The 26,335-nt window shown below is 37.6% G+C and carries 21 protein-coding genes, 1 pseudogene and 1 riboswitch; of the genes and pseudogenes, 15 read left to right on the top strand and 7 right to left on the bottom strand.

The genetic code is table 11. The features are described from left to right. Window positions 1-38: 38 nt before the first annotated feature. Entirely contained in the window at window positions 39-1,607 is a 1,569-nt protein-coding gene (locus tag RCJ93_RS10220; RefSeq protein ID WP_446738925.1) for an FAD-dependent oxidoreductase, read from the bottom strand. A gap of 172 nt (window positions 1,608-1,779) precedes the next feature. Between RCJ93_RS10220 and RCJ93_RS10215 the strand changes: the two genes are divergently transcribed. Continuing rightward, entirely contained in the window at window positions 1,780-3,468 is a 1,689-nt protein-coding gene (locus RCJ93_RS10215) for a hypothetical protein (RefSeq protein WP_446738924.1), read from the top strand. Between the two features lie 53 nt (window positions 3,469-3,521). On the opposite strand, the gene nfsA is transcribed toward RCJ93_RS10215, so the two are convergent. Further along, window positions 3,522-4,253: an oxygen-insensitive NADPH nitroreductase gene (nfsA, locus tag RCJ93_RS10210; RefSeq protein ID WP_150283358.1), complete on the bottom strand. Its 732-nt coding sequence runs from the start codon at window positions 4,251-4,253 to the stop codon at window positions 3,522-3,524. A 176-nt stretch (window positions 4,254-4,429) separates the two neighbouring features. Next, window positions 4,430-4,541: riboswitch (SAM riboswitch) on the top strand. A 109-nt stretch (window positions 4,542-4,650) separates the two neighbouring features. Here nfsA and RCJ93_RS10205 point away from each other — a divergent pair. Both RCJ93_RS10205 and RCJ93_RS10200 read left to right on the top strand, forming a co-directional pair. Next, complete coding sequence (locus RCJ93_RS10205) at window positions 4,651-5,946, top strand: O-acetylhomoserine aminocarboxypropyltransferase/cysteine synthase family protein (protein ID WP_150283359.1); 1,296 nt, start codon at window positions 4,651-4,653, stop codon at window positions 5,944-5,946. 231 nt (window positions 5,947-6,177) lie between these two features. Beyond that, the gene (locus RCJ93_RS10200; RefSeq protein ID WP_150283360.1) at window positions 6,178-7,164 is read left to right on the top strand and encodes a homoserine dehydrogenase; all 987 of its coding nucleotides are present in this window, start codon (window positions 6,178-6,180) and stop codon (window positions 7,162-7,164) included. Window positions 7,165-7,333: 169 nt separating this feature from the next. Here RCJ93_RS10200 and RCJ93_RS10195 read toward each other — a convergent pair whose 3' ends face one another. The 3 genes and pseudogenes from RCJ93_RS10195 to RCJ93_RS10185 all read right to left on the bottom strand — a co-directional run bounded on the left by RCJ93_RS10195 (window position 7,334) and on the right by RCJ93_RS10185 (window position 9,900). After that, window positions 7,334-8,758: a hypothetical protein gene (locus RCJ93_RS10195; RefSeq protein WP_446738923.1), complete on the bottom strand. Its 1,425-nt coding sequence runs from the start codon at window positions 8,756-8,758 to the stop codon at window positions 7,334-7,336. A gap of 213 nt (window positions 8,759-8,971) precedes the next feature. Beyond that, window positions 8,972-9,528, bottom strand: a pseudogene (locus RCJ93_RS10190) (histidine phosphatase family protein). Between the two features lie 141 nt (window positions 9,529-9,669). Beyond that, window positions 9,670-9,900 carry a helix-turn-helix domain-containing protein gene (locus RCJ93_RS10185; RefSeq protein ID WP_150283362.1) on the bottom strand — a complete coding sequence of 77 codons (231 nt, stop codon included), beginning with the start codon at window positions 9,898-9,900 and terminating at the stop codon, window positions 9,670-9,672. A 167-nt stretch (window positions 9,901-10,067) separates the two neighbouring features. On the opposite strand from RCJ93_RS10185, the gene RCJ93_RS10180 reads away from it, so the two are divergent. The 5 genes from RCJ93_RS10180 to RCJ93_RS10160 all read left to right on the top strand — a co-directional run bounded on the left by RCJ93_RS10180 (window position 10,068) and on the right by RCJ93_RS10160 (window position 15,026). Then, complete coding sequence (locus RCJ93_RS10180) at window positions 10,068-10,856, top strand: hypothetical protein (RefSeq protein ID WP_446738921.1); 789 nt, start codon at window positions 10,068-10,070, stop codon at window positions 10,854-10,856. A 276-nt stretch (window positions 10,857-11,132) separates the two neighbouring features. Then, window positions 11,133-11,828: a response regulator transcription factor gene (locus RCJ93_RS10175; protein WP_066791496.1), complete on the top strand. Its 696-nt coding sequence runs from the start codon at window positions 11,133-11,135 to the stop codon at window positions 11,826-11,828. Further along, on the top strand, window positions 11,803-11,970 hold the full coding sequence (locus tag RCJ93_RS10170; RefSeq protein WP_158512612.1) for a hypothetical protein: 168 nt from the start codon (window positions 11,803-11,805) through the stop codon (window positions 11,968-11,970). The genes RCJ93_RS10175 and RCJ93_RS10170 overlap by 26 nt, the downstream gene beginning before the upstream one ends. After that, window positions 11,967-14,183 carry a sensor histidine kinase gene (locus RCJ93_RS10165; RefSeq protein ID WP_150283364.1) on the top strand — a complete coding sequence of 739 codons (2,217 nt, stop codon included), beginning with the start codon at window positions 11,967-11,969 and terminating at the stop codon, window positions 14,181-14,183. The genes RCJ93_RS10170 and RCJ93_RS10165 overlap by 4 nt, the downstream gene beginning before the upstream one ends. A 159-nt stretch (window positions 14,184-14,342) precedes the next feature. Further along, window positions 14,343-15,026 carry a nuclease-related domain-containing protein gene (locus tag RCJ93_RS10160; RefSeq protein ID WP_223823494.1) on the top strand — a complete coding sequence of 228 codons (684 nt, stop codon included), beginning with the start codon at window positions 14,343-14,345 and terminating at the stop codon, window positions 15,024-15,026. 62 nt (window positions 15,027-15,088) lie between these two features. Here RCJ93_RS10160 and RCJ93_RS10155 read toward each other — a convergent pair whose 3' ends face one another. Beyond that, a complete protein-coding gene (locus RCJ93_RS10155) occupies window positions 15,089-16,300 on the bottom strand; it encodes an AI-2E family transporter (RefSeq protein ID WP_150283365.1) in 1,212 nt (403 codons plus the stop codon). 252 nt (window positions 16,301-16,552) lie between these two features. Between RCJ93_RS10155 and RCJ93_RS10150 the strand changes: the two genes are divergently transcribed. The 6 genes from RCJ93_RS10150 to RCJ93_RS10125 all read left to right on the top strand — a co-directional run bounded on the left by RCJ93_RS10150 (window position 16,553) and on the right by RCJ93_RS10125 (window position 23,453). Then, window positions 16,553-16,846, top strand: coding sequence for a hypothetical protein (locus RCJ93_RS10150; RefSeq protein ID WP_150283366.1), 294 nt, complete (start codon window positions 16,553-16,555; stop codon window positions 16,844-16,846). A 114-nt stretch (window positions 16,847-16,960) separates the two neighbouring features. Continuing rightward, window positions 16,961-18,055 (top strand): metallophosphoesterase, encoded by a 1,095-nt coding sequence (locus RCJ93_RS10145; protein ID WP_150283367.1) that lies wholly within the window; start codon window positions 16,961-16,963, stop codon window positions 18,053-18,055. Window positions 18,056-18,154: 99 nt separating this feature from the next. Beyond that, complete coding sequence (locus RCJ93_RS10140; protein WP_150283368.1) at window positions 18,155-18,982, top strand: undecaprenyl-diphosphate phosphatase; 828 nt, start codon at window positions 18,155-18,157, stop codon at window positions 18,980-18,982. 457 nt (window positions 18,983-19,439) lie between these two features. Then, complete coding sequence (locus tag RCJ93_RS10135) at window positions 19,440-21,665, top strand: ribonucleoside-diphosphate reductase subunit alpha (RefSeq protein WP_066791517.1); 2,226 nt, start codon at window positions 19,440-19,442, stop codon at window positions 21,663-21,665. 18 nt (window positions 21,666-21,683) lie between these two features. After that, window positions 21,684-22,724, top strand: a complete 1,041-nt coding sequence (locus RCJ93_RS10130) for a ribonucleotide-diphosphate reductase subunit beta (protein ID WP_066791519.1) — start codon at window positions 21,684-21,686, stop codon at window positions 22,722-22,724. 270 nt (window positions 22,725-22,994) lie between these two features. Continuing rightward, entirely contained in the window at window positions 22,995-23,453 is a 459-nt protein-coding gene (locus RCJ93_RS10125) for a VOC family protein (protein ID WP_150283369.1), read from the top strand. A 414-nt stretch (window positions 23,454-23,867) separates the two neighbouring features. On the opposite strand, the gene RCJ93_RS10120 is transcribed toward RCJ93_RS10125, so the two are convergent. After that, window positions 23,868-24,662, bottom strand: coding sequence for a TIGR00266 family protein (locus tag RCJ93_RS10120; protein ID WP_150283370.1), 795 nt, complete (start codon window positions 24,660-24,662; stop codon window positions 23,868-23,870). Window positions 24,663-24,841: 179 nt separating this feature from the next. Here RCJ93_RS10120 and RCJ93_RS10115 point away from each other — a divergent pair, with 179 nt between their 5' ends. Next, the gene (locus tag RCJ93_RS10115) at window positions 24,842-26,320 is read left to right on the top strand and encodes an aldehyde dehydrogenase family protein (protein WP_446738975.1); all 1,479 of its coding nucleotides are present in this window, start codon (window positions 24,842-24,844) and stop codon (window positions 26,318-26,320) included. Window positions 26,321-26,335: the final 15 nt, after the last annotated feature.

Raw genomic sequence — 26,335 nt, 5'->3', positions numbered from 1 at the left:
GTATGGAGTTAAAACACGTAGTTTTGTGATTTTTTCTTTTAGTAACCTGAATCCTTCGAGGTGAAGTTATCAAAAAATGTATGGTCATCGCGTGACAATGGTTTTTCAGCTGGCCCTTCAATTACTTCGCCGGTATAAGTGAATCTGGAACCATGGCAAGGGCAATCCCATGATCGTTGGCCGTTGTTCCATTCAACCTCGCATCCTAAGTGAGTACAGGTTGTATCTACAATATGCAATTTTCCTTCTGTATCTCTATAAGCGCCTTTTCGTTTGCCGTTGATCGTGATAACGCCGCCTTCATCTTTCTTTATGTCTTCTATCGATTTAGTAGTTATGCCAAATTTCCCTTTCATAAACTGCCCAGCAACATTCACATTTTGAGCTAAGAGGTTTTTTAAGCTTGGATTTGCATAAAACCGTGATGGCGAATATAAGTCCTGATACTTACTTCCTTTATTTACAATGACATCACGGAATAGAAGGGCAGCAGCTGTTCCGTTCGTCATTCCCCACTTTCTAAAACCTGTGGCAATTAATATATTAGGATCATTGCTTGTGAGGTTACCGATATAAGGCAACTTATCTAGTGTTATTAAGTCCTGAGCAGTCCAACGGTAGGCGATACTTTCAAGCCCGAGAGCATGTTCCGTAAAGTCTTCTAATGCTTTGTAGCGCTCTAGTGTGTCTCCGCCTTGACCCGTTTTATGGTCCTCACCAAGAACAAGCACGTATTCCTCGCCGTTAATGGTTGCTGAGCGAAGAGAACGTGATGGCATCTCAGCACTAATATACATACCGCCCGGATACTTGTTCTTTACTTTTGTAGCAAGTACATATGAGCTACTTGCATGCATTCTTGCTGAGTAAAGTCCCATGCCCTCATAAAAAGGGAAGTGGGTGCAAATAAGCACATGTTTAGCTGTAATGCTATGATTCTCGCGGGTTAAAACCTTTGGCTGTTCCTTTGTCTCTATGTTGACAGCTGTTGTATTTTCAAAGATTTTGCCGCCTTTTTCTGTAATGTGTTGTAGAAGATGTGCCAAGTACTTTAATGGATGAAATTGTGCCTGGTCTTTCATTACAATCCCGTTCTGTATATCGATATTAAACGGAATGCTATTCACCAATTCGCCTTTGATGCCAAGCTTTTCATAAGCCTCAGCTTCTTTTTTTACTTTCATTGCATATTCTTCAGTGACCGCATAAACGTAGGCATCCTGTTTAGAGAAATCACAATCAATGTTATGCTCACTTATTGTATTTTCAATGAAATGCAGTGCTTCTGCATTTGCTTCATAATAAAGCTTTGCCTTGTTCTCACCGATATTCCTGATAAATTCATCATAGATTAAACCATGCTGAGCTGAGATTTTTGCAGTTGTATTCCCTGTAGTCCCATTGAGCACATGGTCTGCCTCGATTATAGCAACCTTTAAACCTTCGTTAACTAATAGAAAAGCAGAAGTAAGCCCGGCTATACCACCACCTACAATAACGACATCAACATTAATGTCTTCTTCTAAACGTGGAAATGTGGGCAACTTTACAGAGTCTATCCAATAAGATTGAGGGCTTTCTGGAAGCTTTCCATATTTTTCTGGCATTATTTATCCTCCAATTACTTTTTTTTAAAGAATTCCCGAATTGGAGGGTAATTATACCAATCTAGTTGAACTATTTGATGAAGTTGGAACTCAATCTTCTCAAGCATATAAATTCTTTGAAACTTTCATTCGCTCCAACCGTATTTATAGGATAAGAAAGGATGAGTAATACATGACACTAACTCTTACGATGTCAGCGTTAATCGGTTTGATCGCAATGGTTTTGGTAACGCCGCTTGCAAGCAAGACACCAGAGGGCGATCATAAAACATCGTTTAAATTAAAATTTGGCTTATTTATTTTTATTGTAGGAACATTAATTTCGAGCATTGTCTTCTATGTAACTAAATTAGATCAAAATTGGTCTGTAATATGGCCTGTTATTTTAGTTCTTGCTATCATTGGTCTTTTATTATCCACAGGAATGGAACGTAAAATAAAAGGTTTAATCGCTTTTGCTAGTTTAATTTATTTTGGTTATCTTTTAGCTGCTCCTGTTTTTAACGCCAATCAAAAATTTGAGTCGGCGGATATGGATCACAAAGTGGAAATGAAAGCGTTTGATGACACAAAAACGCCTGCAAGTGTTCCACCAAAATTCGCACGAAATAAGATGAAGAAGGCCTTTAGCCAAGTGCCAAATCCTAGCTATTATGAATTAGGAGAATTGCAGATCCAAAAAGTAGCGGGCGAATATGTTTATATTGCACCCGTTGAGTTTTCTGACTTTTTTAAATGGATGAAGGGGAAGGTTTCGCCAGGGTATCTCATTATGAGTGCAACCGATTCATCTAACAATCCAAAGTTCGTTAAATCTGAAATGGTTTACACAGCTTCTGGCTATTTTAACAATAATGTCGAACGCCACATGAGACTTGCTAATCCAAAAGAAATTTTTTATGGCGATCCACAATTGGAAGTAGACGATGACGGCAAGCCGTATTACATCAGAACGTATGGAAAATTCATTTCTGCGCGTAAGGGCTTTGATCCAAAGGGCATTGTTATGGTAGATGTAAAAACAGGCGCTTCTAAAACGTATACATTAGATAAAATACCTGCCTTTATTGACGGAGCAATCTCTCCAGAAGCGGTAAGTCGACAAAATGAATATTTCGGCAAATATGTGCATGGCTTTTGGAATAGTCTAGTCGGCAAGAAAGATGTGAAATTGCCATCAGATGAAGGGACAGAAGCAAATGTCAGCCCTGTTTTTGATGAGAATGGAACCATGTATTATTTCACTGATTTTAGAAGCCCGAAAAAAGGCGTAGATTCTATGCTTGGCTACTCTTTAACAGACGCTCGCACAGGTCATGCAACGTACTATACAGGCAATAAAGAAGAATCCTATATGGATTCACAGGGTGCTATTCAAATCATTGAGAAAAAATTCATTGAGAAAAAATGGCGTGCTTCTATGCCGATTATCTACAATTTTTACGGTGAAGCTAGCTGGCTTGTACCAGTATTAGATTCCAATGGCTTCCTGCAAAATTACTCGATTGTGTCTGCAGCAAGGCCTGAACTTTCAGTATCTGCAGCAACTCCAAATGAAGCATTAAGGCAATATAAAACAATTATCTCCCGAATTGGCAACAGTTCGTTAAAAGGAACATCTGCAGCAGAAGAAAAAGAAGCTCAAGGAAAAGTAGTCCGCGTTTATAAAGAAAAGAATGGGGATTTCACTACTGTTTCCTTCTTGCTAGATAATAAAGAAAATTATATTGTGAGTTCAGAAGTGGCTCCTCTCGCCGTCTATCTGAAAGAAGGTGACACTGTAAAGCTGAAATATGTGAATTCAAGCGAAGTCTTTTTACCAGTAAAAGAAATGGTTATAGAGGGAATCGAAGAAAAATAATTAAAAAAGCTCTATAAGGTAGACGAAAGCCAAAAACCTTATAGAGCTTTTTTCTATTTCCAAGTAAATCCTTTGGTTGCAAGAAAGTCTTTGATAAATGGACGACGCTGTTCAACTAAGAAATCAGCCATTTGTTTTGTCCAATTCGACATTTTTTGATTCGATGAACGATGTTGGTAGTATTCTTCTAATGTCGCATCATATTCATCAAGTAATGTATCGTATTTTTCTTCATCATAGCTATTTTCATGCAGCACGGCATCCAGTGGAAGTCTTGGTTTTGTTTCATTTCTTTTCGTCGGTTTTCCGATTGTCATGGCGAACATAGGGAAAACGTGTTCAGGCAGATTGAATAATTCGCTGATCTCAGCTGGGTTATTACGCGCACCGCCAATATAACAAATACCGTATCCTTCTGATTCAGCAGCAATAACAAAGTTTTGTGCAAATAGCGCTACGTCGGCTACGCCTGCAAGAAGGTTTTCAGCAGAATCAGCCACAATTTCTACACCTTGCTTTTTGCCGGCAGCCTCCAAACGCTTGAAGTCAACGCAGAATAAGAAAGAAGCACCTGCTGTTTTGAATTGGAACTCATTGTTAGAGAGCTCGCCTAATTTTTTCTTTTTGTCAGCATCAGTTACCCAGATGACACTGTATGCTTGGATGAAATGTGAGGTAGCAGCCATTTGTGCTGTTTCAATTAAATCTCGTACAACCTCTTTTGGTATCTCTTCACCTGTATATTTTCGAACAGATGAATGGCTACGCAATAAATCTTTAACCATCTGTAGAACAACTCCTATTTTGTGGATTTCTTTAATTAACTATAGGAGAAATTGTAGGAAATGACTAGCGAAACGAATCCGCTTGTATGTAATATTTAGAAATATCAAAAAATAGTATTGACTTTTTAAAATGCAATACCTATACTTACAACAACAAGATGGAACAGAATAAATTACCTTTATCAAGAGTGGCGGAGGGAAAGGCCCTGCGATGCCCGGCAACCAGTAAGTTATCTTACATGGTGCTAATTCCTACAGATTCTTTATTGCGGATCTGACAGATAAGGGGAGGAAAATGCTAATGACCCTCTTCTTATGTGAAGAAGGGTTTTTCTTTTGGAAAATCCTTGCCACATGCCTCAGATTTCCATCTCAAACTATATTAGGGGGAATTAGAATGACAGAATTTCGTAAAGAGACTTTAGCAGTACGTGGAGGCCAAACGCCTGATCCTACAACTGGTGCAATTGCAGTGCCGGTATACCGAACTACAGCCTATAGGTTTAATGATACAGAGCATGCAAGGAAATTATTCGCCTTGGAAGAGCCAGGTAACATTTATTCTCGAATCATGAATCCTACTGTTGATGTCTTTGAAAAACGAGTAGCCCTGCTTGAAGGTGGAACAGCAGCGGTTGCTTTATCATCAGGCATGGCGGCCATTTCATTTTCTATTTTAAATATAGCGCGTGCTGGTGATCATATAGTTTCAGCTGCGAGTGTATATGGAGGAACGTACAATTTATTTGCCAATACTTTGCCACGATACGGAATCAATACTACATTTGTAGATGAACGGAAGCTTGAAGATTTTGAAGGTGCAATCCAAAAAAATACAAAAGCGATTTATGTTGAAACGATTGGTAATCCTAGTCTTTCAGTAGCAGATATCGAAAGTATTGCGGATGTTGCCCATCGACACGAAATCCCTCTAATCATCGACAATACATTTGCATCACCGATTGGATGCAATCCTATCGAATATGGTGCTGATATTGTGATTCACTCTGCGACTAAGTGGATTGGCGGGCACGGTACGACAATCGGTGGTGTTGTGGTGGATGCAGGCAAGTTTGATTGGACACGAGGTAAATTCCCTGACTATACAGAAAGAGATGAATCCTATCATGGCATCCGATATGGCATTGATGTGAGTAATGCAGCTTTCACTACACGCCTGCGCGTACAATTGCTGCGCGACTTTGGGCCAACGCTTAGCCCAGATGCTGCCTTCCAGTTATTACAGGGTCTTGAAACACTGCATCTTCGTGTGCCTTATCATAATGAAAATGCTAGAAAGGTAGCTGAATACTTACGTCAGCATCCTCAGGTGGAATGGGTAGGATACAACGGCTTCTCTGATAGCGAATTCGCTCCTCTTGCCAAAAAATATCTAAAGAATGGTTATGGCTCTGTTCTTACATTTGGAATTAAAGGGGGCAGAGATGCTGGACGCGAATTTATCGACAATGTCGAATTGTTCTGCCACGTGGCAAATGTAGGAGATGCCCGCTCATTGATTATTCATCCAGCCTCTACTACTCATCAACAATTAAACAGTGAAGAGTTGAAAAAATCAGGCGTGCCAGAGGAATTAATTCGCTTATCTATTGGGTTAGAAGCAATCGATGATATCATCTCTGCACTAGAAGAAGCATTCACAAAGGTAAGCCCAAAAGTTGCAGCAAAATAATTTGTTAATGAGTTTCACTTCGCCTCAGGGAAATAGCAGCATTTCCTAAGATTTTTAAATAAATAAAGAAAAGAGTGATGGATTGTCTTGTCACTCTTTTCATTTTGAATTGAATGAACACACTGTAAATACATATGTCTTTTATGGGAGGAATTATCTTGTAAACATACTCTGTGTAAGCTAAAATCATCAGTATGTAGATTAATTGATTAAGAGAATGGAGGCGGTTTTTTGAAAAAGGTAAAGGTTGCTATATTAGGTTTCGGTACAGTTGGCCAGGGGGTCTATCGCATATTAACAGAAAAGCGCAGTCAATTGAAACGGATGCTAGGTGTCGACCTAGAAGTAGCAAAAATCCTCGTAAGCAATCCGAATAAGCCACGTCCTCACGCTGCTAAAGAGTTGCTGACAAATCAAATAGAGGAAATCCTGGATATTCCGAATCTTGATGTTGTTTTCGAAGCAATTGTAGGAGAGGAACCTGCATATCAATACCTTGACCGCCTTATTGAAAAGGGATGCAACGTTATCACCGCTAATAAAGTGATGTTTTCTAAGCATGGTAAATCACTTCAGGAAAAAGCAGCGAAACAGGGAGTGCAGGTAGGTTTTGATGCAACAGTTGCAGGCGGCGTTCCTGTTATAAAAACGATGCAAAATCTGCTTCGTGTCAATGAGGTCCAGCGCATTCAAGGTATATTAAATGGAACATCCAATTACATATTGACCCAAATGCGTGCCAGAGGAATGGCATTTGAGGAAGCTTTAGAAGATGCACAGAAATTAGGCTACGCTGAAGCAGATCCTTATAACGATATATCAGGCCAAGATGCTTTTCGAAAACTAATGATCCTCAGTGAACTAGCATTTAAAGAGCAGCCAGATTGGAAGGATGTAAAAGTACAAGGTATTAATGAAATCACATCCCAACAAGTAAAAGAAGCAACTGAAAAAGGCATGCGCTACCGACATATTGCACTAGTCCAAAAAAATTATAAAACAGGCGAGGTGCATGCGACAGTTAGACCTGAGCTCATAGATCAGAGTCACCCTCTCTATTCAATTGAGGAAGTAAACAACGCTGTTGCCATTGAGGCGGATCTGCTAGGCACCGTAACACTTGTAGGGCCAGGAGCGGGAATGCTTCCGACTGCGAGCGTGATGGTGGAAGATTATGGAGATATGCTAACAAAGACTAAAACTGCTATTTCAATTTAACTCAATTAAAAGATATTTATCATAATATTGGTTTAAAAAGAAAGGATAGATGAACAGGAGTGTGGACCTGTATACATCTATCCTTTTACATTATATAACTTCTCTTCTTAGTCTTTTGGGTTGAAGAGTAGAATGCTATTTATAGCTATACACTACATACTTTTATCGTCTACTTAATCGGCATATCTTCCCATGAATAATCTGGTATTGTCGCAATCCATAACGTATCTTTCATGATATCCACATCCCAAACGATGAGATCTCTCGTATCAAAGACTTTTTTAGATTTTTGTTCATCTCTTGTATTGATGGAATAAATAGCTTCATCTCTATGTGTGCTGCCGAACAACTTCTCTCCTTTTTTAATAAATCTAACCAGCACTTCATCAACTTGGACATTTCTCCAATTTCCCTTACCTTTCTGTCGGAGATTTCGAGTCCAAATTCCGCCTTGTGTTGTAACAAATAGCCTATTATTAATCACTTTCATATCCATAGGTTCATCATTACAATGTGGTATGGTTATTAATTTCCATTGATTTTTTGTGTATTGCAAAATACTTCCTTCATCTGATAACATTACCAAATCACCGTTATTTGAGATTTGTAGCACATTAAATGGTTTAGGTACTACAGTTTGTTCCCAAGTCTCTCCTTGATTGATTGTATAGTAAACCTTACCTTTTGAAGTCAAAGCTATCTGGTTGTTAGCAGAAAAATCAATTTTCTCTATAGGGTACTCTAATGAAAGGATTTTAGTACCCCTACTTTTCGATGTAATACCTGCCCATATTTCTTTTTCTGTGGCTACGTATAATCGATCTTTCATATCAAACCAAGCATGTGCTACATAACCATTAAATTGCAGTTCTATCCATGTTTTACCATTGTTATGGCTCAATTCAATAAAGGGTTGCTTGGTTGTGCTAAACTGCGTTGGCTTTTTGTCGCCCCATATCACCAATTGTTTGTTCCCTGCAACAACACCCATAATAGCCATTCCTTTATTTGACAGAACTTCATTCCCAATATGTTTGGATAGTAATCCACCGCCGAAAGGTAATTTATGAATTGCACTGACTATATCTCCAGTTTTGGTATTGAATGAAATTCGAGTAAAACGGTTATCTCGATCATTTCCAACCACTGTTAAAATAGGTTCACCCTCGATACTATCAAGTGTAAAATGATATCCTGTCGCCCAATCCTTCCCTTGTTTTAATCCGTATTTATCCTTAGCCAATTGTAGAGCTTCAAAGCTATCTAACCTAATATCATCAAAAGGAATTGTTGGGCCTTGGGTTTGTTTACTCGGTCTAAAGAAGGTAATTTTCTTTTTTGAGATACCAACTATTACATAATCTTCTGTACCTGGTACCACAAAGGTCGTAAACCAATTAAAGCGTTTTCCTGTATCTCCTCTCGAACCTCCCATTGTTTCATCCACACTGTTTGCTGTTGTAAGTGTTGCATTTACATTCCATTCTTTCGCTCTCTGATATCCAATGTTAATCGCTTCTTTTAATGTAATTTCAAGATCTGAAGCGATTACTTCACGATCTTTCAAATTGACAATAACTAAAAAAACTAACAAACAAGTAACTATTTTTATGAACTTCAAAATTACCACCATCCTAAAATAATGTGCCTTGTTAGGTTGGGGTAAATCGATTGTTATATCCTTAGTATGTTCAATAAAAAAATACCTTTTTATTCAAAGTACCTTCTTGTCACACTCCTACCTGGATTAATATGTAGTTTAAGAGCAATTGTGTTAATACAATCGCGCCAATTAAGTAAACAAGAATTAATTTCTATCCCAAATTCTTTCTACGTTTCTTAAAACTTTTCCGTCAAAAGTCAATTTATATATATCTGGCATATCAAGATTCTGCCAAAAAGAAAAATTATACTGTCTGTCAAAGAAATTCATGATTAGCACCATGATATTTCCATGTGTTCCTATCACTACATTTTTACCTTTATAGTTGTCTAATATTTTAAATGTAGATTCAATACCCCTTTCTTGAGCCACAACGTTAGACTCTCCACCTTCCCATGAAAAGTTGTAGTCTTCCCAGACTTTTGCTATTGCAAAAGCAAAATCATTGAAGGGACTGCAGTTAAAGTCCGTTCTTTAAAACCTTCTATAATTCCTATATCTGTATGTATGTATTCTGCTATGTCCTCTACGGTTTGAACCGCTCTTTTATAAGGACTTGAAAAAACGAAATCAATACCCTCTGTTTTTAATAATCTTGTAACCAGTGGGGCATCAGAAAATCCCTTTTCTGATAATGGTCTATTTAATTCATCAGGTGTATAGGTAGAATGTGTATGCCTAACAAAATATAAATTAGTCATTGTATCAGCTCCTGACAGTAATGATCCTATTGTAGCATTGGAGAATTTAGGAGGAGTGATAAACAAAAAAGTACACCACTAATTTTTAAATGGCGTACTTTTATTATTATCATTAATTTTACAAAGTAGTCCTCATTGTCATTAATCCTCATCCTTAATATCAATATCCTCTGGAATAGGTGTGTTTTTCCATATTTCGATTTCTTCTTTTATTCTATCCAATTGTTCAAAATAACGTTCAAATTGGTCGCTATTAACGAGGAATTGCTGGCCATCATGTACAGCGCGTATCCTTCCTTCTAAGACATAGCGCATCACTTGATGTTCGGGCATAGAGAGATCCTGTGCTGTATCTGCCACACTTTTGTACATCAAAAGAACCCCCTTTTTGCTTCATTATACTAGTAGATGTAGGGTTGCTCAACTGCTGGTTTGTTAGCTACAATATAAGACCGAGAGGCTAATGGTTTCTCTCTAACTTTTTGCTAAGAAAAATTCTAGCAAAGATGAAGCATATTTTATAGAATGAGGTTTATTTTTTGAAGAATAATAAAAGGCTTCTATGGGCAGCTTTAGTGATATTAGCGATGATTGGTGTTTTATTAATTGCATTTTATGAATTAGCTCCAAAAAAAGAGATGAAAGAAGCGCCCCTAAAAAATGAAAAACCAAAGACTTTGAAAATAGTAGAAAGTGGTGGAGACGATTTCTTACAGACGCAAGGGCAAAAAGTGAGGGAAAAAGATAGAGCGACGCTTGAGTTAATTCAACATTACAATATAAGGAAAGAGTATAATGTTGGCGAGGTGCATATCTTTGTTAAGGAAGTTAAGCTGATAAAAATGACAGATATAGTAGATGAAGAGAAACAATATTTAAATAATTATAATAATAAGTCGATAGAGGATTTACTTGAAGAAAAAAACAAATACAAAGATGCAGATTGGAATGAATTAAATGAGGCTGTTCAAAAATCCGGGTGGAAGATTAAAGACCGTGCATATTACATAGAAATTATCTATAAAGTGACTAATCAATATCCTGAGGTAGTGCAGTTCTTTAGCTTCCTAGATGTTCAATTTGATGGAGAAAGTTTTTACGTTCCAAGAAGAAACTTTATCTTTAGTAATGATACCTTTGTTGGCGAAAGTAGCGCATCAAGAGTCGACTATCGTAAAGGTGAAAAAAGAGAGGGAAGAATAGGCTTATTGCTGAAAAAGCGTCCTAAACAAATGGGTGACATTCAGTTCTCTACAGACGATGTACGTAATGGCGTTACGCACGAATTGATAAGATCAGGAAAAAACTTTGATATTCCTTTAAAGTAGTAACTCTATTTCCAGAGATGTATCATACTCCATTTTAGAATCAAGTAGAGTGGGCAAGTTACAAAAACAAACTATTATCACTTAGGAATGAAGTGATAATAGTTTGTTTTTTGGTGTTTATTATTGGTGATGTTAGAAAGTTCTCTTCGATAGGGTTGTGAAATCCTGTAAAATAGGAGTAAATCTTAAGAATTTCTTCATTTTTAGGCTCACTTCTTTTTAAGATTTGGCCTGTAAAATGAACTATATAGAAAACAGTGAAATGAGGTGCATGAAGTGGCATCCTATACAATATTAGTCACAGATGATGACCAAGATATTCGTGATGGCATTGAAATCTACTTAAAAAACGAAGGTTACCATGTATTAAAAGCAGCGAATGGGTTAGAGGCATTAGAGAAATTAATGGAAAATGAAGTCCATTTAATCATATTGGATATTATGATGCCAGAAATGGACGGGATACAGGCAACTTTTAAAATACGAGAAGAACAAAATATCCCGATTATTATGCTTAGCGCTAAAGCTGAGGATGGAGATAAGATTCACGGACTATCAGTTGGCGCGGATGATTATGTGACAAAGCCCTTTCACCCATTAGAATTAATGGCTCGCGTTAAATCGCAATTGCGTCGCTACGTAAAACTTGGGACCTATCAAGAACAGCAAGGGAAAGTAGTATTAGGCGGGTTAGCATTAGATGCAGAAGCAAAGGAATTGTCGCTGGACGGCGAGCCTATAAAACTGACAAAGATTGAATATAACATCGTAGAACTCTTAATCACCAATGCAGGTCGTGTATTTTCAATAGAAGAAATTTACGAGCGTGTTTGGAAAGAAGCGGCTTACAATGCGGATAATATTGTTGCAGTTCATATAAGAAAAATACGTGAAAAAATAGAAGTAGATCCAAAGAATCCAAAGTACTTAAAGGTGGTGTGGGGAATTGGCTACAAAATGGAAAGAGCATAGCGCAATGATTTGGTCAATCATCGCTTTGTTGCTTGCATTCGCTAGTCTTTTATATTGCTTATCATTTATTTTGCACTTTATTGATTTTAGTTTTGCCAAAGCCCTAGCTCAGCTAACACGTACAATTGGAGGAAACGCATGAAACGAAATAAATATATTGCCCAGTTGTCTCTAATTTCTATTGTATTGATTGGGCTATATTCTTTTTTAGAATATGGCCACCAATACTTTCTGAAAAACTTTTTTGAATCTGATACTTTCCAATCAGATTATGACGATTTTACACACCAATTAGGCTCGCTTGTATTAAATCCAGCAGATGGAGATGAGGCGAAGAAAAAAATCAAGGTCTCTTCTAGTGAAATAGAGGATTATCGGAATTATTATGGAAGCTTAGGAGAGCAAATAGCCAATATTAAAGACCAGTATAGAGATAGGATCCAAGAAGCAAAAGATGCCAAGGCTACTACTGTCGAAGAGGCACTAATCAAAGAGCGAGAGAAAAAAATAAAAGATATCACAAAGAACTTTGAAGACGATCAATATGTACGCGACAAGATTATAAAAATTAAAGAAAAAGATATTGATCAGTATATAAGCGACAGAGAGAATAACAAAGAGTACTTTTTCAACTATTTCTCTTATTACTCATATAACCTCACTGATCTAGAGACGGGCCAGTCATTTGTGAAGGGCAATGTGAAGGGAGATACAGCCTATACAAAGCAGTATAATCGTACCGATGATACCCTAGATTTATCATTATCTTCTGATGATATCGTGTATGAAGGAAGTGATGGAATCTCTTATGATGTGTCAAATTTATTGGAGCAGAAGACACACCGATATACAGGAAGTATCTCTATTTCAGAAAAATTATTTACACAATCAAGCTACTATGAGGAATATAAAAACTTTCAATTCCACAAACGACTTCTTTATTTTATTTGGTTAGTTAGTATATTCTCTATAATTGCCTTATTTTTATTACGTCCGTTTCAATTAGAGATACAGAAGGGCCGCGCATTTTACCAGTGGATACGTAAATGGCCTATTGATATAAGAGGGATATTTATTGCATTAAATTTATTTGCTACTCTCTTTGCCGTTATTTTATTATCGGAACACTTAGTATTCACTCGTATATATGGAACTTTCTTTAATAAAGCGATGTTTGTTTTCACTTTTATATTTGAATTTGCTTTATTGTTTGTTTTAGTACATTTTATCATTAGGCAATCGATGATGTTGATGAAAGACTTGGATACAGGGGAGAAGCGTGCGAAAGCTATTAAAGAATCTATCCTTCTTCATGTAATAAAGGATATTCAACATTTATTTTTATCTAGAAGCATTGGTCTACAATCTATCGCATTGCTAATTACTGTTTTTTTAGCAGGCGTAGGCATAGTCATTGTATCGGATGGTAGTGGAGGGGCATTTTTACTTTACATGTTTTTATTTATGTTTGTAGCAACTCCAGCAACATTAGTATTTCTGCGTCGCATGGGTTATTTAAATCGAATGATGAAACAGACAGAGGATATGGCGAAGGGGCGATTAAGCGGTGATATTCCCGTTCGAGGCAAATCACCTTTTGCCCAGCATGCAGCAAATTTGAACGCCTTACGTGAAGGTGTCCGTTCTTCTATTACAGAGCAAGCGAAAAGTGAGCGGTTAAAAACTGAACTTATTACCAATGTCAGCCATGATTTAAGAACACCATTAACATCCATTATTACGTACACTGATTTATTGAAGAATCCTGCATTGACAGAGGATGAGCGTAATAGCTATATAGCGATATTAGATAAAAAATCACAACGCTTAAAAACATTGATTGAAGATCTATTTGAGGTGTCTAAGATGGCGACCGGTAATATTGAACTGCACAAACAGCGAGTTGATTTAAATCAACTAGTCAAGCAAGCAGTGGGCGAACATGAGGAAGAAATTGAAAAAGCAAATATGTCGTTCCGTGTGCAATTGTCAGAGGAGCCATTATTCGCATATGTAGATGGCCAAAAGTGGTGGCGCGTGTTAGATAACCTGTTGATCAATGCATTAAAGTATACAATGGAAGGAACACGTGTCTATATCACATTAGAAAAAGTGAATGATAAAGCGCAGTTTGTTATCAAAAATATTACGAAATATGAGTTTGGCGACCAAAATGTCGAGGAGCTCTATGAACGTTTTAAAAGAGCTGATACCGCTCGCCATACAGAAGGGTCAGGCCTTGGCCTTGCTATTGCTCAATCTATCGTCGATCTCCACCAAGGCAGCATGGAAATCACAATCGATGGCGATTTATTTAAAGTGGTTGTTTCTGTGCCATTAGAGCGATTATATTGAAAAAATATAAATAGGTTCCAGAATTCTATGATGAATTCTGGGCTTTTTTTAATTCCATCAAAAAACTAGTAGCAAAAAACAATATAATATAGGAAAATGATATTAATAATAATCTATTTACTGGTAAATATATAAAAAGATAGAAGTGAGTGATATACATTGATAATAATAGGAATCATCTTTATTTGTTTTTTGCTTTCTATCCAATATGTTCGATATATTGGTTATGAAAAAAGTGAATATAAACAACTGACAGGCACATCATTCGGAAAAACCTTTTTTAACAAGGGACTATATGGGGAATATTTAATTGTAAAAGAGTTGCAAAAGTTGCCGGGCAAGCATAAAACGCTAGTCAATCTTTATATTCCTAAGACAAATGGAGATACAACGGAAATCGACGTTATATTCATACATGAAAGTATGATTTATGTGATTGAATCTAAAAATTATAGCGGATGGATTTATGGTAGAGAACGCGATTATAAATGGACTCAGGTTTTTCAAAATAAAAAGAAGTATAAGTTTTACAATCCTATCAAGCAAAATCGATCACATATACAACATTTGCAGCGTTTACTTTCAAGTGTAGATGAGAAGTTTTTTTATTCTCTGATTGTTTTTAGCAACCGTTGCACTCTGAAATCAATTGATATTGAATCAGAGTGTATAGAAGTTATCAATCGTAATAGGTTGCATGTGGTGAAGAAGATTAACGCTCTTCATAGGCCTGATGCAATACCAGTTAATCTTATCTACAATAAATTGTTGCCTTATACAAATGTAGAAGAACAAGTGAAAGAGAAACATATTAATGATCTTCGCAAGAAGCACTCATCTTAAACGAAAAAATGAAAGAGCTAGAGTACAAATCACACTGAACTCTAGCTCTTTTATACAAGCAACTATTTATCTTGAGATTCTGGACCTACAATAATAGGTGAGGTGTCGGTAGGAACCTCTTCTTCTTCTGTAATAATCTTTTTATCCGCAAACATGTTAGACTGCAATCGAATAAATTGATAAATATGTGTGACGATTACTTTTAGTACTGCATAGCCTGGTACCGCCAAAATAATCCCAGGCAAACCAAATAGATTTCCAGCAGTCAAAATAACGAAAATAACCGTTATAGGATGGACTCGCAGAGATTTGCCCATGATTTGTGGAGAAATTAGTTTTCCTTCAAGCAATTGAACGATGACCCAAACGATGGCTAATTTCAACAGCATAGATGGCGAATGAATCAGCGCAAGAATAATGGCTGGCGTGATAGCAATAATAGGTCCTAGATACGGCACTACATTCGTTACCATCGCAATGATTGCTAGCGTTAAGGCATAATCTAAGCCGATAATAAGGTAGCCAATTAAAAGCAATGTGCCAATACATAAGGATACGAAGATTTGACCACGTATATATGAGCTTAACGCATGGTTCATTTCGCTTAAGATTCGCTTGGTTTCTGAACGTGATTGATCTGGCAAAAACTGTAGAATATATGTTGGCAGATTATCACCGTCTTTCAATAAATAGAAAAGAATAAAAGGAAGCACTGCCACAGCCATGATCACTTCTGTAATGGTTCCTACAACTGAAAATATACCATGTGAAAAATCTGCTGCATTATTGCTGAGATAGCCTGACACACTTTGCGATATTCGATCAATATCAGCATTTAGAGGTTGCATCCATTTTTCGACAAAATCATTATGTGCCAATTGTAAAACTGTATGTTGTACCTCTTTTGTGAGAGTTGGAATATTCATGATGAGACTTTGAATTTGTTCTTTTAAGATGGGCAAAACAGAGGAAATAATGACCGTAAGTATGCCTATAATCAATACGTATAATAATAAAATGGATATAGTCCGCTTCACCCCAGCTCGTTCGGAGAAATCAATCAACGGATTGAATAAATAGAAGCAAATTCCTGCCAGTATGATCGGCAAAAAGATAGTTCTAATAAAGATAGCGAAAGGGATTAGAACAAATCCGATTTTGGATAGCGCTAGAACAGTTAGACTGAAGATGAAGACAATAAGTGTATAGACAACAAACTTGCTGTTTAAAATTTTCCTTTTAAAGATAGTTCCTTTTGAATCTTTAATCTGCATTATACTCACCCACCCCTGGTCATTCTTTAGAATGTATCCAACAAATGCTGCTTATTTTTGAACCTTGCTTAAAAAATAGCGTCTTGCTAGTTAGATAACTATTCTTTACCCTTTATAAGACCGTTTCTAACTAAATTGCTTGCTCATACTGTAATTAAGTAACCCAATTGTAAAGATACTATGGATAAACGCCTCTAATTTGCCGTAATTAACCAAAAATATATATAATTACTGGTAAGGGGGAGGAGAGTTATGATTAGCCGGCTTCTGTTCAACTTGCAATTACACGCGGGTAAGTTTAGATTACTAGGCTATGCGGTCTTGCTAGATGCATTGCTAGGGATAGGGGATATTACTGTTTATTTAGCTTTACCGGAATTATTTATAGGGATCCTGTTGACTAGTATTTTAATGGTTGTTGTTAGGAGATACGCGCCTATTTTCTATAAAGTAATTTTAAAAAGACGGGCTTTGTTAACTACTGTACTAACTGTATATTCTTGCATTATTTTTATGCATTACTTTATTTGGATTGCGCCATATTAAAATAAGTAAAAGCCTGATTTCCTTAGTAAGGTAAGAAATTGGGCTTGTTCTACTTCGTTATTTGATGGAAATATATTTACATACAGTTTAAAAAGGTGAGGAAAGGAGCGTTCTATGGGAGTCAGCAAAATAGTCAAAGGTCTTTTATTGGTTGTCATTTATAATTTGATTGTCTATTACCTTGGATGGAATGTGTACCACTTTTTATCAACCGTCTTTCACTCTCATTTTAGCCTTATATTTTCCATTATTTGGCTTTATATCGCATATAGTATTATCATCAGCAATTTCAATGAAAAGTTTCGTCTAACTAAAGTGGTGAGCGCCTACTGGATGGTGTTGGTCGAATATGGGCTTCTCTTGTTCCCGCTCGCTGATTTAGCCCTATGGCTCATTCCCTCGCTAACAGTTTTATGGGTAGGAGTAGCTGTTATTGGCATATTCGCTTTGATCATAGGAATTGGCTCATATATGGCTTATTCACCGGTCGTTCGGAGAAAAGAGATAAACATTAAAAAAATTCATCCTGAAAGTAAAGATTTTCGTATGGTCATTGCTTCGGATTTTCATCTAGGCATCTTGTCTAACAAAAAGCTTTTACAAAAATTTGTGAATATGTCGAATGAGACAAAGCCTGACGTCGTATTATTAGTGGGGGATATTGTAGACGATCACCCGTATTGGTTTAAGGCATATCACATGGATGAGGTCATGAAAAAGTTAACTTCTACATATGGTGTATACGGAGTTCTAGGCAATCACGAATATTACGGTCGCCAAATTCCTATATTTGTAGAAGAAATGAAAAAATCTTCTGTAACCATCTTACAAGATGAAACAATATGTATAGCCAATGCGTTTTATTTAACAGGAAGGGAAGATAAGACGAATACTAATCGCAAGTCTTTAAAAGAATTAGCTGAGCATGTTGATCAGCAATATCCGTGGATAGTCATGGACCATACGCCATCAGATTTGCGCACACCTACAGAACTTGGTGTCGATATCCATCTCTCAGGCCATACTCATCTCGGGCAAATGTGGCCCAATCAGTGGATAACGAAAAAAACATTTGAGTTGGACTATGGTTATTTATTAAAAAATACAACGCACTATCTCGTATCATCTGGTTTTGGATTTTGGGGGCCACCGATTCGAACTAATAGCCGGAGTGAAATGTGGATTGTAGACGTGAAGTTGACGGATTAATGTAACGGAATTATAAAATAGCTATCATTCCCGATGTGTTATGATTAATTTTGCTGGCAATAGCCAAATGAAGCATCAAATAAAAGATAAGGAGTTATTATGGAAATAATTGAATTATTAAAATCCATCATATTAGGTTTTGTGGAAGGCATGACTGAATTCGCCCCTGTATCTTCTACTGGCCATATGATTATCGTCGATGATATGTGGTTGAAAACGCAAGAGTTTCTTGGCGAGTCATCGGCCAATACATTCAAAATTGTGATTCAGCTGGGTTCTATCCTAGCAGTGGTTGTGGTGATGTGGAAGCGGATGTTAAGCCTTGTTGGTTTATATCATATCAAAGGACAAAGACCTCATCATCATTTCAATTTGTTGCATGTCATCGTGGGTATTATCCCTGCTGGTATACTAGGTGTTCTGTTAGAAGACTTTATTGACAAGCACTTATTTGGGATTAAAACTGTTATTTTCAGTCTGTTTTTCGGAGCGTTATTTATGATTGCGGCGGACAAATGGGGACCAAAAAGACCAAAAGTGCACTCGCTTGATGATTTATCATATGGGCAAGCATTTAAAGTGGGGCTTATTCAATGTTTATCCCTGTGGCCAGGTTTTTCACGGTCAGGCGCAACGATTTCCGGCGGTGTTATGCTAGGGCTAGATCATCGTACGGCATCCGACTTTACGTTTATTATGGCGGTTCCTATTATGGCGGGTGCCAGTCTTGTATCCCTGCTGAAACATTGGGATGAAATTAATTTCGGCGACATGAATTTCTATATCGTTGGATTTATCAGCGCATTTGTGTTCGCTCTTATTTCTATTAAGTTTTTCTTGAAGCTTATTTCGAAAGTGAAATTAGTTCCGTTTGCCATCTATCGTATTATTCTAGCGATTATACTTGCAATTATCGTATATATGTAGAAAAAGAGATGTCGGTTTTCGACATCTTTTTTTAATTGTGTGAAATATATTATTTAAGTGAAAGAGTGCCAAATAAACTTGTCTTGTGCTATAATAAAAAACAGTAAAAACACAATATATCTTTATTGTGTTGGTGATATAACACAATATATAGTATGAAAGCCACATTTTTATCTTTTCTGCAGTTAGACGGTTAAAGCTAGCTGCAATGGGGAAATTGCACATAAACAACAGGTGAATTTTCTTTCTGTAGACACAAGATGTAGCTTTTCAGCACTAATTATACAACCTAGATTATGTCGTTTTGTGTCTCATTTCGTAGGCTTCGGAATCAATAAATTTATTCCCTTATAAGCCTTGCGATTGTTCAGCCATTGGGTTAAAACAATCGCTTTTTTAACGAAAGAGCCAAAACGATTATCTTTTGGGATAGATTTTGTAAAAAGGAGACAAAAATATGCTAATTCGTTTGGATGAAAAAGAAAAAGTAATGCAGCAACTAGAAGATGAGTTTGGAAAAGAGGATTTAGAGCTGCTTAGACGGAAGCATGAACGTTTAGAAGATAAGCATCCTGAATATACGCTTGTTGAGTGGACACGTGCTTTAGCGCTTGAAGCATTAAGCCTGTTAGATGAATTAGAACCTTATTGGACATTTGTCGCAGCACGGTTGTTGCTAGCAGAAATTTACGAAGAATATGCAGCACTTCGCCATGTTCAACCTACAGAGGTCTATCAAGCTTTTCCAAAACAGGTCCAAGAATTAGTAGAAAAAGGGTTATATGACCCGGCACTAGCAGAAGCATATACACCTGAAGAATTACAACAGCTAGCGGCAGCGATGGAACCGGAGCGCGATAAGTTATTTACATATATCGGCCTCAAAACATTGATGGACCGCTATGTGACTCGTGAACACGACAATACGCCAATCGAATTACCACAAGAGCGTTGGATGGTCATTGCGATGACATTGATGCAAAACGAAAGTGATAATCGACTAGATAAAGTAAAAGAAGCTTATTGGGCAATGAGCAATCTTTATATGACAACAGCTACTCCGACCCTTTCGAATGCTGGGAAAACGCATGGCCAGCTTTCTAGCTGCTTTATCGACACAGTAGATGACAGTTTACAAGGCATTTACGATTCCAATACAGATGTTGCAACATTATCTAAATTTGGCGGCGGCATCGGCGTTTATATGGGTAAAGTGCGCAGCCGTGGTTCATCTATTCGTGGATTTAAAGGCGCATCAAGCGGTGTAATCCCATGGATCAAACAACTAAATAATACAGCTGTATCAGTTGATCAATTAGGGCAACGCCAAGGGGCAATCGCTGTTTACTTAGATGTTTGGCATAAAGATATTTTCCCATTCCTTGATTTGAAATTGAACAATGGTGATGAGCGTATGCGCGCACATGATATCTTTACAGGGGTTTGTCTCCCAGATATTTTCATGGAAGCAGTAGAAAATCGTGAAGAATGGCATTTATTTGATCCGCATGAAGTACGTACAGTTATGGGCTTCAACTTAGAGGACTACTATGATGAAACAAGAGGACAAGGCTCTTTCAGAGATAAATATTTAGCTTGCGTAGAAAACCCTGAATTATCTTCTGAAGTCGTACCTGCTATTGATATCATGAAACGGATTATGCGTTCACAGCTTGAAACAGGCGTACCATTCATGTTCTACAGAGATGAAGTAAACCGCATGAATGCAAACAAACATACAGGTATGATTTACTCAAGTAACCTATGTACTGAAATTGCACAAAACATGAGTGCAACTGAGTTTGAAACTATTACAGTTGAAGATGACTTAATTGTCACTCGCCGCAAACCTGGTGATTTTGTTGTGTGTAATTTATCATCTATCAATCTTGGTAGAGCAGTACCGGCGAATGTGCTAGAACGTTTAATCGGTATTCAAGTGCGTATGCTTGATAATGTAATTGAGTTGAATAATATCCCTGTTAAACAAGCTGAAATCACAAATTCACGCTATCGCGGTATTGGCCTTGGTACATTCGGATGGCACCACTTGCTTGCATTAAAAGGCATCACATGGGAATCAGATGAAGCAGTTACTTACGCGGACGAGCTATATGATCAAATCGCTTACTTAACTATTAAAGCATCGTCTGAGCTAGCGAAAGAAAAAGGATCATACCCACTATTTGAAGGCTCAGATTGGCAAACAGGTGAATACTTCACAAACCATGGCTATGACGGCAAAGAAAAATGGGAACTATTGCGTCAACAAGTTGCAGAACAAGGAATGCGCAACGGCTATGTAATGGCAGTAGCTCCTAACTCAACGACTTCTATTATTGCCGGCAGTACAGCAAGTATCGACCCAGTGTTCCAGAAGAGCTATTCTGAAGAGAAAAAAGATTATAAAATCCCAGTTACAGTACCGGATTTGAATGAAAAAACAACTTGGTACTATAAATCTGCTTACTTTATCGATCAAAATTGGACGATTAAACAAAATGCAGCGCGCTCTCGTCATATTGACCAAGGTATATCCTTAAATTTATATGTACAAAATACCGTCAAAGCGAAAGAATTGCTTGCCCTTCATTTAAATGCATGGAATAGCGGCATTAAAACAACTTATTATGTACGTTCTACTTCAGTTGAATTATTAGAATGTGAGTCTTGTGAAAGCTAAAAAGGAGAGGGATTTAATATGACAACAGTCAATAAACGAGTACTTATGGACAAAGAAGCACCCAATCGTTCGACGAAAATTGTCAACGGCCGTTCATCTAACATTTTGAATTGGGATGATGTACGCTTTAGCTGGGCTTATCCTAAATACAAAAAAATGCTCGGTAATTTCTGGACGCCTTTTGAAATTAATATGAGCAATGACATCAAACAATTTTCTCAACTAACAGCAGATGAACAAGAATCATTCAAAAAAATTATCGGTTTGCTAGCATTACTAGATAGTATCCAAACAGATTATGCCGGCAAAGTAGCTGATTATTTAACAGATTCAAGCCTTAATGCCTTGATGATTATTCTGGCACAGCAAGAAGTCATCCATAATCATTCATACTCTTATATTCTTTCCAGTCTTGTATCAAAAGATGAACAAGATCGCATTTTCGACTTTTGGCGCACTGAGCCAATCCTAGAGAAACGTAATGACTTCGTGATTAAAGGCTATCGCCAATTTTCTGAGGAGCCAACTATCGAAAATATGCTTGATTCCGTTGTTTATGATGTGATTTTAGAAGGCCTGTTCTTCTATTCAGGATTCTCGTTCTTCTATCATCTTGCACGCAACCAAAAAATGGTAGCAACAAGTACAATGATCAATTATATTAATCGTGATGAACAGCTTCATGTCGATCTCTTTGTAAAGATTTATAAAGAATTGTTGGAAGAATACCCTGAGTACAACACACCAGAGCGTGAAAAACATGTGCAAGCAATCTTTAAAGAAGCAGCACAGTTAGAAATTGAATGGGCACACGAAATTATCGGTGACAAGATCGAAGGGCTAGAGGTAGAAGATGTGGAAGATTACGTGTACTTCTATACTAATGTCCGCTGCAACCAATTAGGCTATGAACGTCCATTTGAAGGTTACCGCAAAAACCCAATGAAATGGATTAAAGCTTATGAGGATGTAGATCTTGGCAAGACAGATTTCTTTGAACAACGTTCACGTCAATATACAAAAGTTAATGTCCAAGACAATGGCTTTGATGAACTTTAATAAATAACTTTATAAATACCAAACGAGTACATCACTTACAAAAGTGATGTACTTTTTGTTTGCAGTTTTAACTGAAAATTGATAAATATCCTTTGCTTTTTAGTAAACCCTTGCTGGATTGCATGAGCTGAAAGCCTAGTAAGAAAAAAGTGATGAGGGGATTAAAGCTTAATAGGACAGATTAGTTGATTAGTATAAAAGTGAAAACTAAAATTAACTTTGTAATTAATTATCAAAGATTTCACAACAGGGAATAAGGGGAGAATATTCATGATAAAAGGTATTTTTGAAACACATATAAATGTGAGTGATTATAAAAAATCTGCGGAGTTTTACGAAAAACTGTTAAATATTATTCCATTATATGAAGATGCGGAACGAAAACTAAAGTTTTATTGGGTGGGACAACCTGGAGAGGCTATGCTAGGTATACGAGAGAACTATCCAAGTTCCTTAGTTCAAAGACAGCATTTTGCTTTCAGAGTAGATTTAAATGATATTTCTTCAGCAAAAGATTATTTGTCCTCTTTGGACATTGATACAACAAACTTTTTTGGAGAGAGTGCTGATAATTTATTAGTATTTCCTTTTATGCCTGCTGTATCTATCTACTTTGAAGACCCAGATGGTCACTCGATTGAATTTATTGCTATGCTAGATGACCAGCCAAAACCTGAATTAGAGATTATGCCATGGAAAGAATGGGAAACGTTGTGTGGTAGAGAGTGATTAAATAAAATAACTACAGTTGTCCAACCTTTAAGGCAATAAAAGGATAGATGAATCAGCTATAACCATGCTGTTCATCTATCCTCTTTTATATATACGAAAAACATCAAAATTGATCTAAGTAAAAGTTCAGGCAAAAAGTCCATCCTGCCACAATAAAAGACCCAACGGCTAATACAAAAAAGAAAGTTCCAATAAGGCTTGTTTCTGACTCTTTTTTATCATTCATTGCGATCTTCCTCTCTGGCCGATTTTCTCTATTGTCAGAGTGCCCATTTAGGCATTAATGCATTCATAGAGATGAGAAAATATCGAGCGGGAGGACAAGAAAAAAACTCCTTTTATTCCCCCTAAAAAAGATGGAATAAAAAGAGTTATGGTTCGTTTATAACTTAACCGGCGTGAAACAGAGAGCTAGTCATCACTAAACAAGTTAAATACGCCGCCGATGCCGCGTTCACCAACCTGTGAACCCCCAACTGTTTGAGGAGCAGCAGCAAATACACGACTGGCTAAGCGACTAAATGGCAATGATTGGATCCAAACAGTGCCAGGTCCCTGTAGTGTTGCAAAGAATAGACCTTCTCCGCCAAATAGAGCTGTTTTAACGCCGCCTACAGCTTCAATGCTATAATCAACACTGCTTGTCATCGCAACCAAGCATCCTGTATCTACTCGTAGTCTTTCACCAGCTTGAAGATCTTTGCGGATAATCGTTCCGCCGGCATGGACAAATGCCATTCCGTCACCTTCTAGCTTTTGCATGATAAAACCCTCGCCCCCAAAGAAGCCTGTGCCTAGTTTGCGTTGAAATTCAATGCCAATGGACACACCTTTTGCAGCAGCTAAGAATGCATCTTTTTGGCAGATGATTTTGCCATCGTAAATGCTTAAATCCATTGGTATGATTTTGCCGGGATAAGGAGCAGCAAATGAAACATGGCGTTTTCCCATATCTTCATTTGTGAAGGTCGTGATAAATAAGCTTTCTCCAGTAATCAAGCGTTTGCCGGCACCCATCAATTTGCCCATTAAGCCGCCGCCACCTCTACTTGAACCATCACCAAAAACAGTTTCCATCCGAATGCCGTCTTCCATCATCATAAGTGCGCCTGCTTCAGCCACCACTGTTTCATTTGGATCTAATTCCACTTCAACAAATTGCATATCATCGCCATATAATTTGTAATCAATTTCATGATTATTCATAATCAAACCCTCCGAATCGTATAATCTATAACAAGTTACGTATGAGAGAATAAAAAAGTTCCGCAATATAATATTTTGAATAATAAAAATATTATACAAAGGATTTCCTCTTCTTATGTAGAATAGTAGAGCAAGAGGGTTGCAGATCGATCATACAACAAGGGGGAATAATGATGAGTATTCAATTAGAGCACTATATCGGAGGAAGATTTCTAGCAACAGAGGAAGAAAAATGGACAAGTGTGTTAAACCCAGCTAATGGAGAATTACTGGCTGAGGTACCGCTAGCAACAGAAGTAACTGTAAATGAAGCAGTGGCGCAAGCAAAGCAGGCGCAGCAAGAATGGGCATTAGTGCCTGCACCGAAACGAGCGCAATATTTATATGCGATCGGCATGAAAATGCAGGAAAAGAAAGAACACCTCGCGACTGTTCTCACCAAAGAAATGGGAAAAGTGATTGAAGAGGGACGAGGCGAAGTACAAGAAGGCATTGATATGGCTTTCTATATGGCTGGGGAAGGCAGAAGATTATTCGGTGAAACTACCCCATCTGAACTTTCGAATAAATTCGCCATGAGCGTTCGAGCACCAATTGGTGTTGTCGGCTTAATCACACCTTGGAATTTCCCTGTAGCCATTGCGACGTGGAAGAGCTTCCCTGCAATTGTGGCAGGCAATACATTTGTATGGAAGCCAGCAACTGAAACGCCAATGATGGCTTATGAAATGGCCAAAATCTTTGATGAGGTAGGCCTACCAAAAGGTGTCGCCAATATTGTTTTCGGTTCTGGCGGCGAAGTAGGAACAGCGCTGATTGAGCATCCAGATGTCAAAGTCATCTCGTTTACAGGGTCCACCGAAACAGGCAGGAAAGTCGCTAGCCTTGGCGGACAGCATCTAAAAAAAGTATCCCTTGAAATGGGTGGGAAAAATGCGGTCATTGTCATGGATGATGCTGATTTAGATCTAGCAGTAGATGGGATTTTGTGGAGTGCATTTGGAACTGCAGGTCAACGTTGCACCGCATGTAGCCGTGTTATCGTGCATAAAGATGTAAAGGAAGAATTAGAGCAGCGTTTGCTTGAGGCGATGAAACAGCTGTCAATCGGGGATGGATTAGATGAATCGGTCAAAGTTGGCCCTGTCATCAATCAAAAAGCTCTGGAAAAAATCCATTATTATGTGGAAGAAGGACAGAAAGAAGGAGCAAGGTTGCTTGCCGGAGGACGTATTTTAACAGAACAACCTTATAGCCAAGGTCATTTTTATGCTCCGACTCTTTTCACTGATGTTGCACCGGATGCTCGCATTGCACAGGAAGAAATTTTTGGTCCTGTTGTTTCGCTAATTGCCGTAGCTGATTTAGAAGAAGCAATCCAAGTAAATAATAGCGTTCAGTATGGATTGTCTAGCTCGATCTTCACACAAGACATCAACAGTGCATTCAAAGCTCAGCGCGACTTGGATACTGGTATTGTCTATGTCAATGCAGGGACGACAGGAGCTGAAATCCATCTGCCGTTCGGTGGCACGAAAGGAACGGGCAATGGCCATAGAGATTCTGGTGTAGCTGCATTAGATGTGTATACCGAATGGAAGAGTGTCTACATTGATTACAGTGGTAAGCTGCAACGCGCACAAATTGATACAGAATAGATAGGAGGAAACAGG

The sequence above is a fragment of the Rummeliibacillus sp. BSL5 genome (assembly GCF_052928305.1).
Note: the sequence above shows the minus strand (reverse complement) of the source record. Positions and strands in the feature narration are given on the sequence as shown.

Bases quoted from the DNA above. Each gene is read 5' to 3' on its own strand.
- RCJ93_RS10150 (WP_150283366.1), top strand. From the start codon at position 16,553: ATGATTAGCCGGCTTCTGTTCAACTTGCAATTACACGCGGGTAAGTTT.
- RCJ93_RS10155 (WP_150283365.1), bottom strand. From the start codon at position 16,300: ATGCAGATTAAAGATTCAAAAGGAACTATCTTTAAAAGGAAAATTTTA.
- RCJ93_RS10120 (WP_150283370.1), bottom strand. From the start codon at position 24,662: ATGAATAATCATGAAATTGATTACAAATTATATGGCGATGATATGCAA.
- RCJ93_RS10220 (WP_446738925.1), bottom strand. From the start codon at position 1,607: ATGCCAGAAAAATATGGAAAGCTTCCAGAAAGCCCTCAATCTTATTGG.
- RCJ93_RS10185 (WP_150283362.1), bottom strand. From the start codon at position 9,900: ATGTACAAAAGTGTGGCAGATACAGCACAGGATCTCTCTATGCCCGAA.
- RCJ93_RS10130 (WP_066791519.1), top strand. From the start codon at position 21,684: ATGACAACAGTCAATAAACGAGTACTTATGGACAAAGAAGCACCCAAT.
- RCJ93_RS10140 (WP_150283368.1), top strand. From the start codon at position 18,155: ATGGAAATAATTGAATTATTAAAATCCATCATATTAGGTTTTGTGGAA.
- nfsA (WP_150283358.1), bottom strand. From the start codon at position 4,253: ATGGTTAAAGATTTATTGCGTAGCCATTCATCTGTTCGAAAATATACA.
- RCJ93_RS10205 (WP_150283359.1), top strand. From the start codon at position 4,651: ATGACAGAATTTCGTAAAGAGACTTTAGCAGTACGTGGAGGCCAAACG.
- RCJ93_RS10165 (WP_150283364.1), top strand. From the start codon at position 11,967: ATGAAACGAAATAAATATATTGCCCAGTTGTCTCTAATTTCTATTGTA.
- RCJ93_RS10125 (WP_150283369.1), top strand. From the start codon at position 22,995: ATGATAAAAGGTATTTTTGAAACACATATAAATGTGAGTGATTATAAA.
- RCJ93_RS10145 (WP_150283367.1), top strand. From the start codon at position 16,961: ATGGGAGTCAGCAAAATAGTCAAAGGTCTTTTATTGGTTGTCATTTAT.
- RCJ93_RS10135 (WP_066791517.1), top strand. From the start codon at position 19,440: ATGCTAATTCGTTTGGATGAAAAAGAAAAAGTAATGCAGCAACTAGAA.
- RCJ93_RS10215 (WP_446738924.1), top strand. From the start codon at position 1,780: ATGACACTAACTCTTACGATGTCAGCGTTAATCGGTTTGATCGCAATG.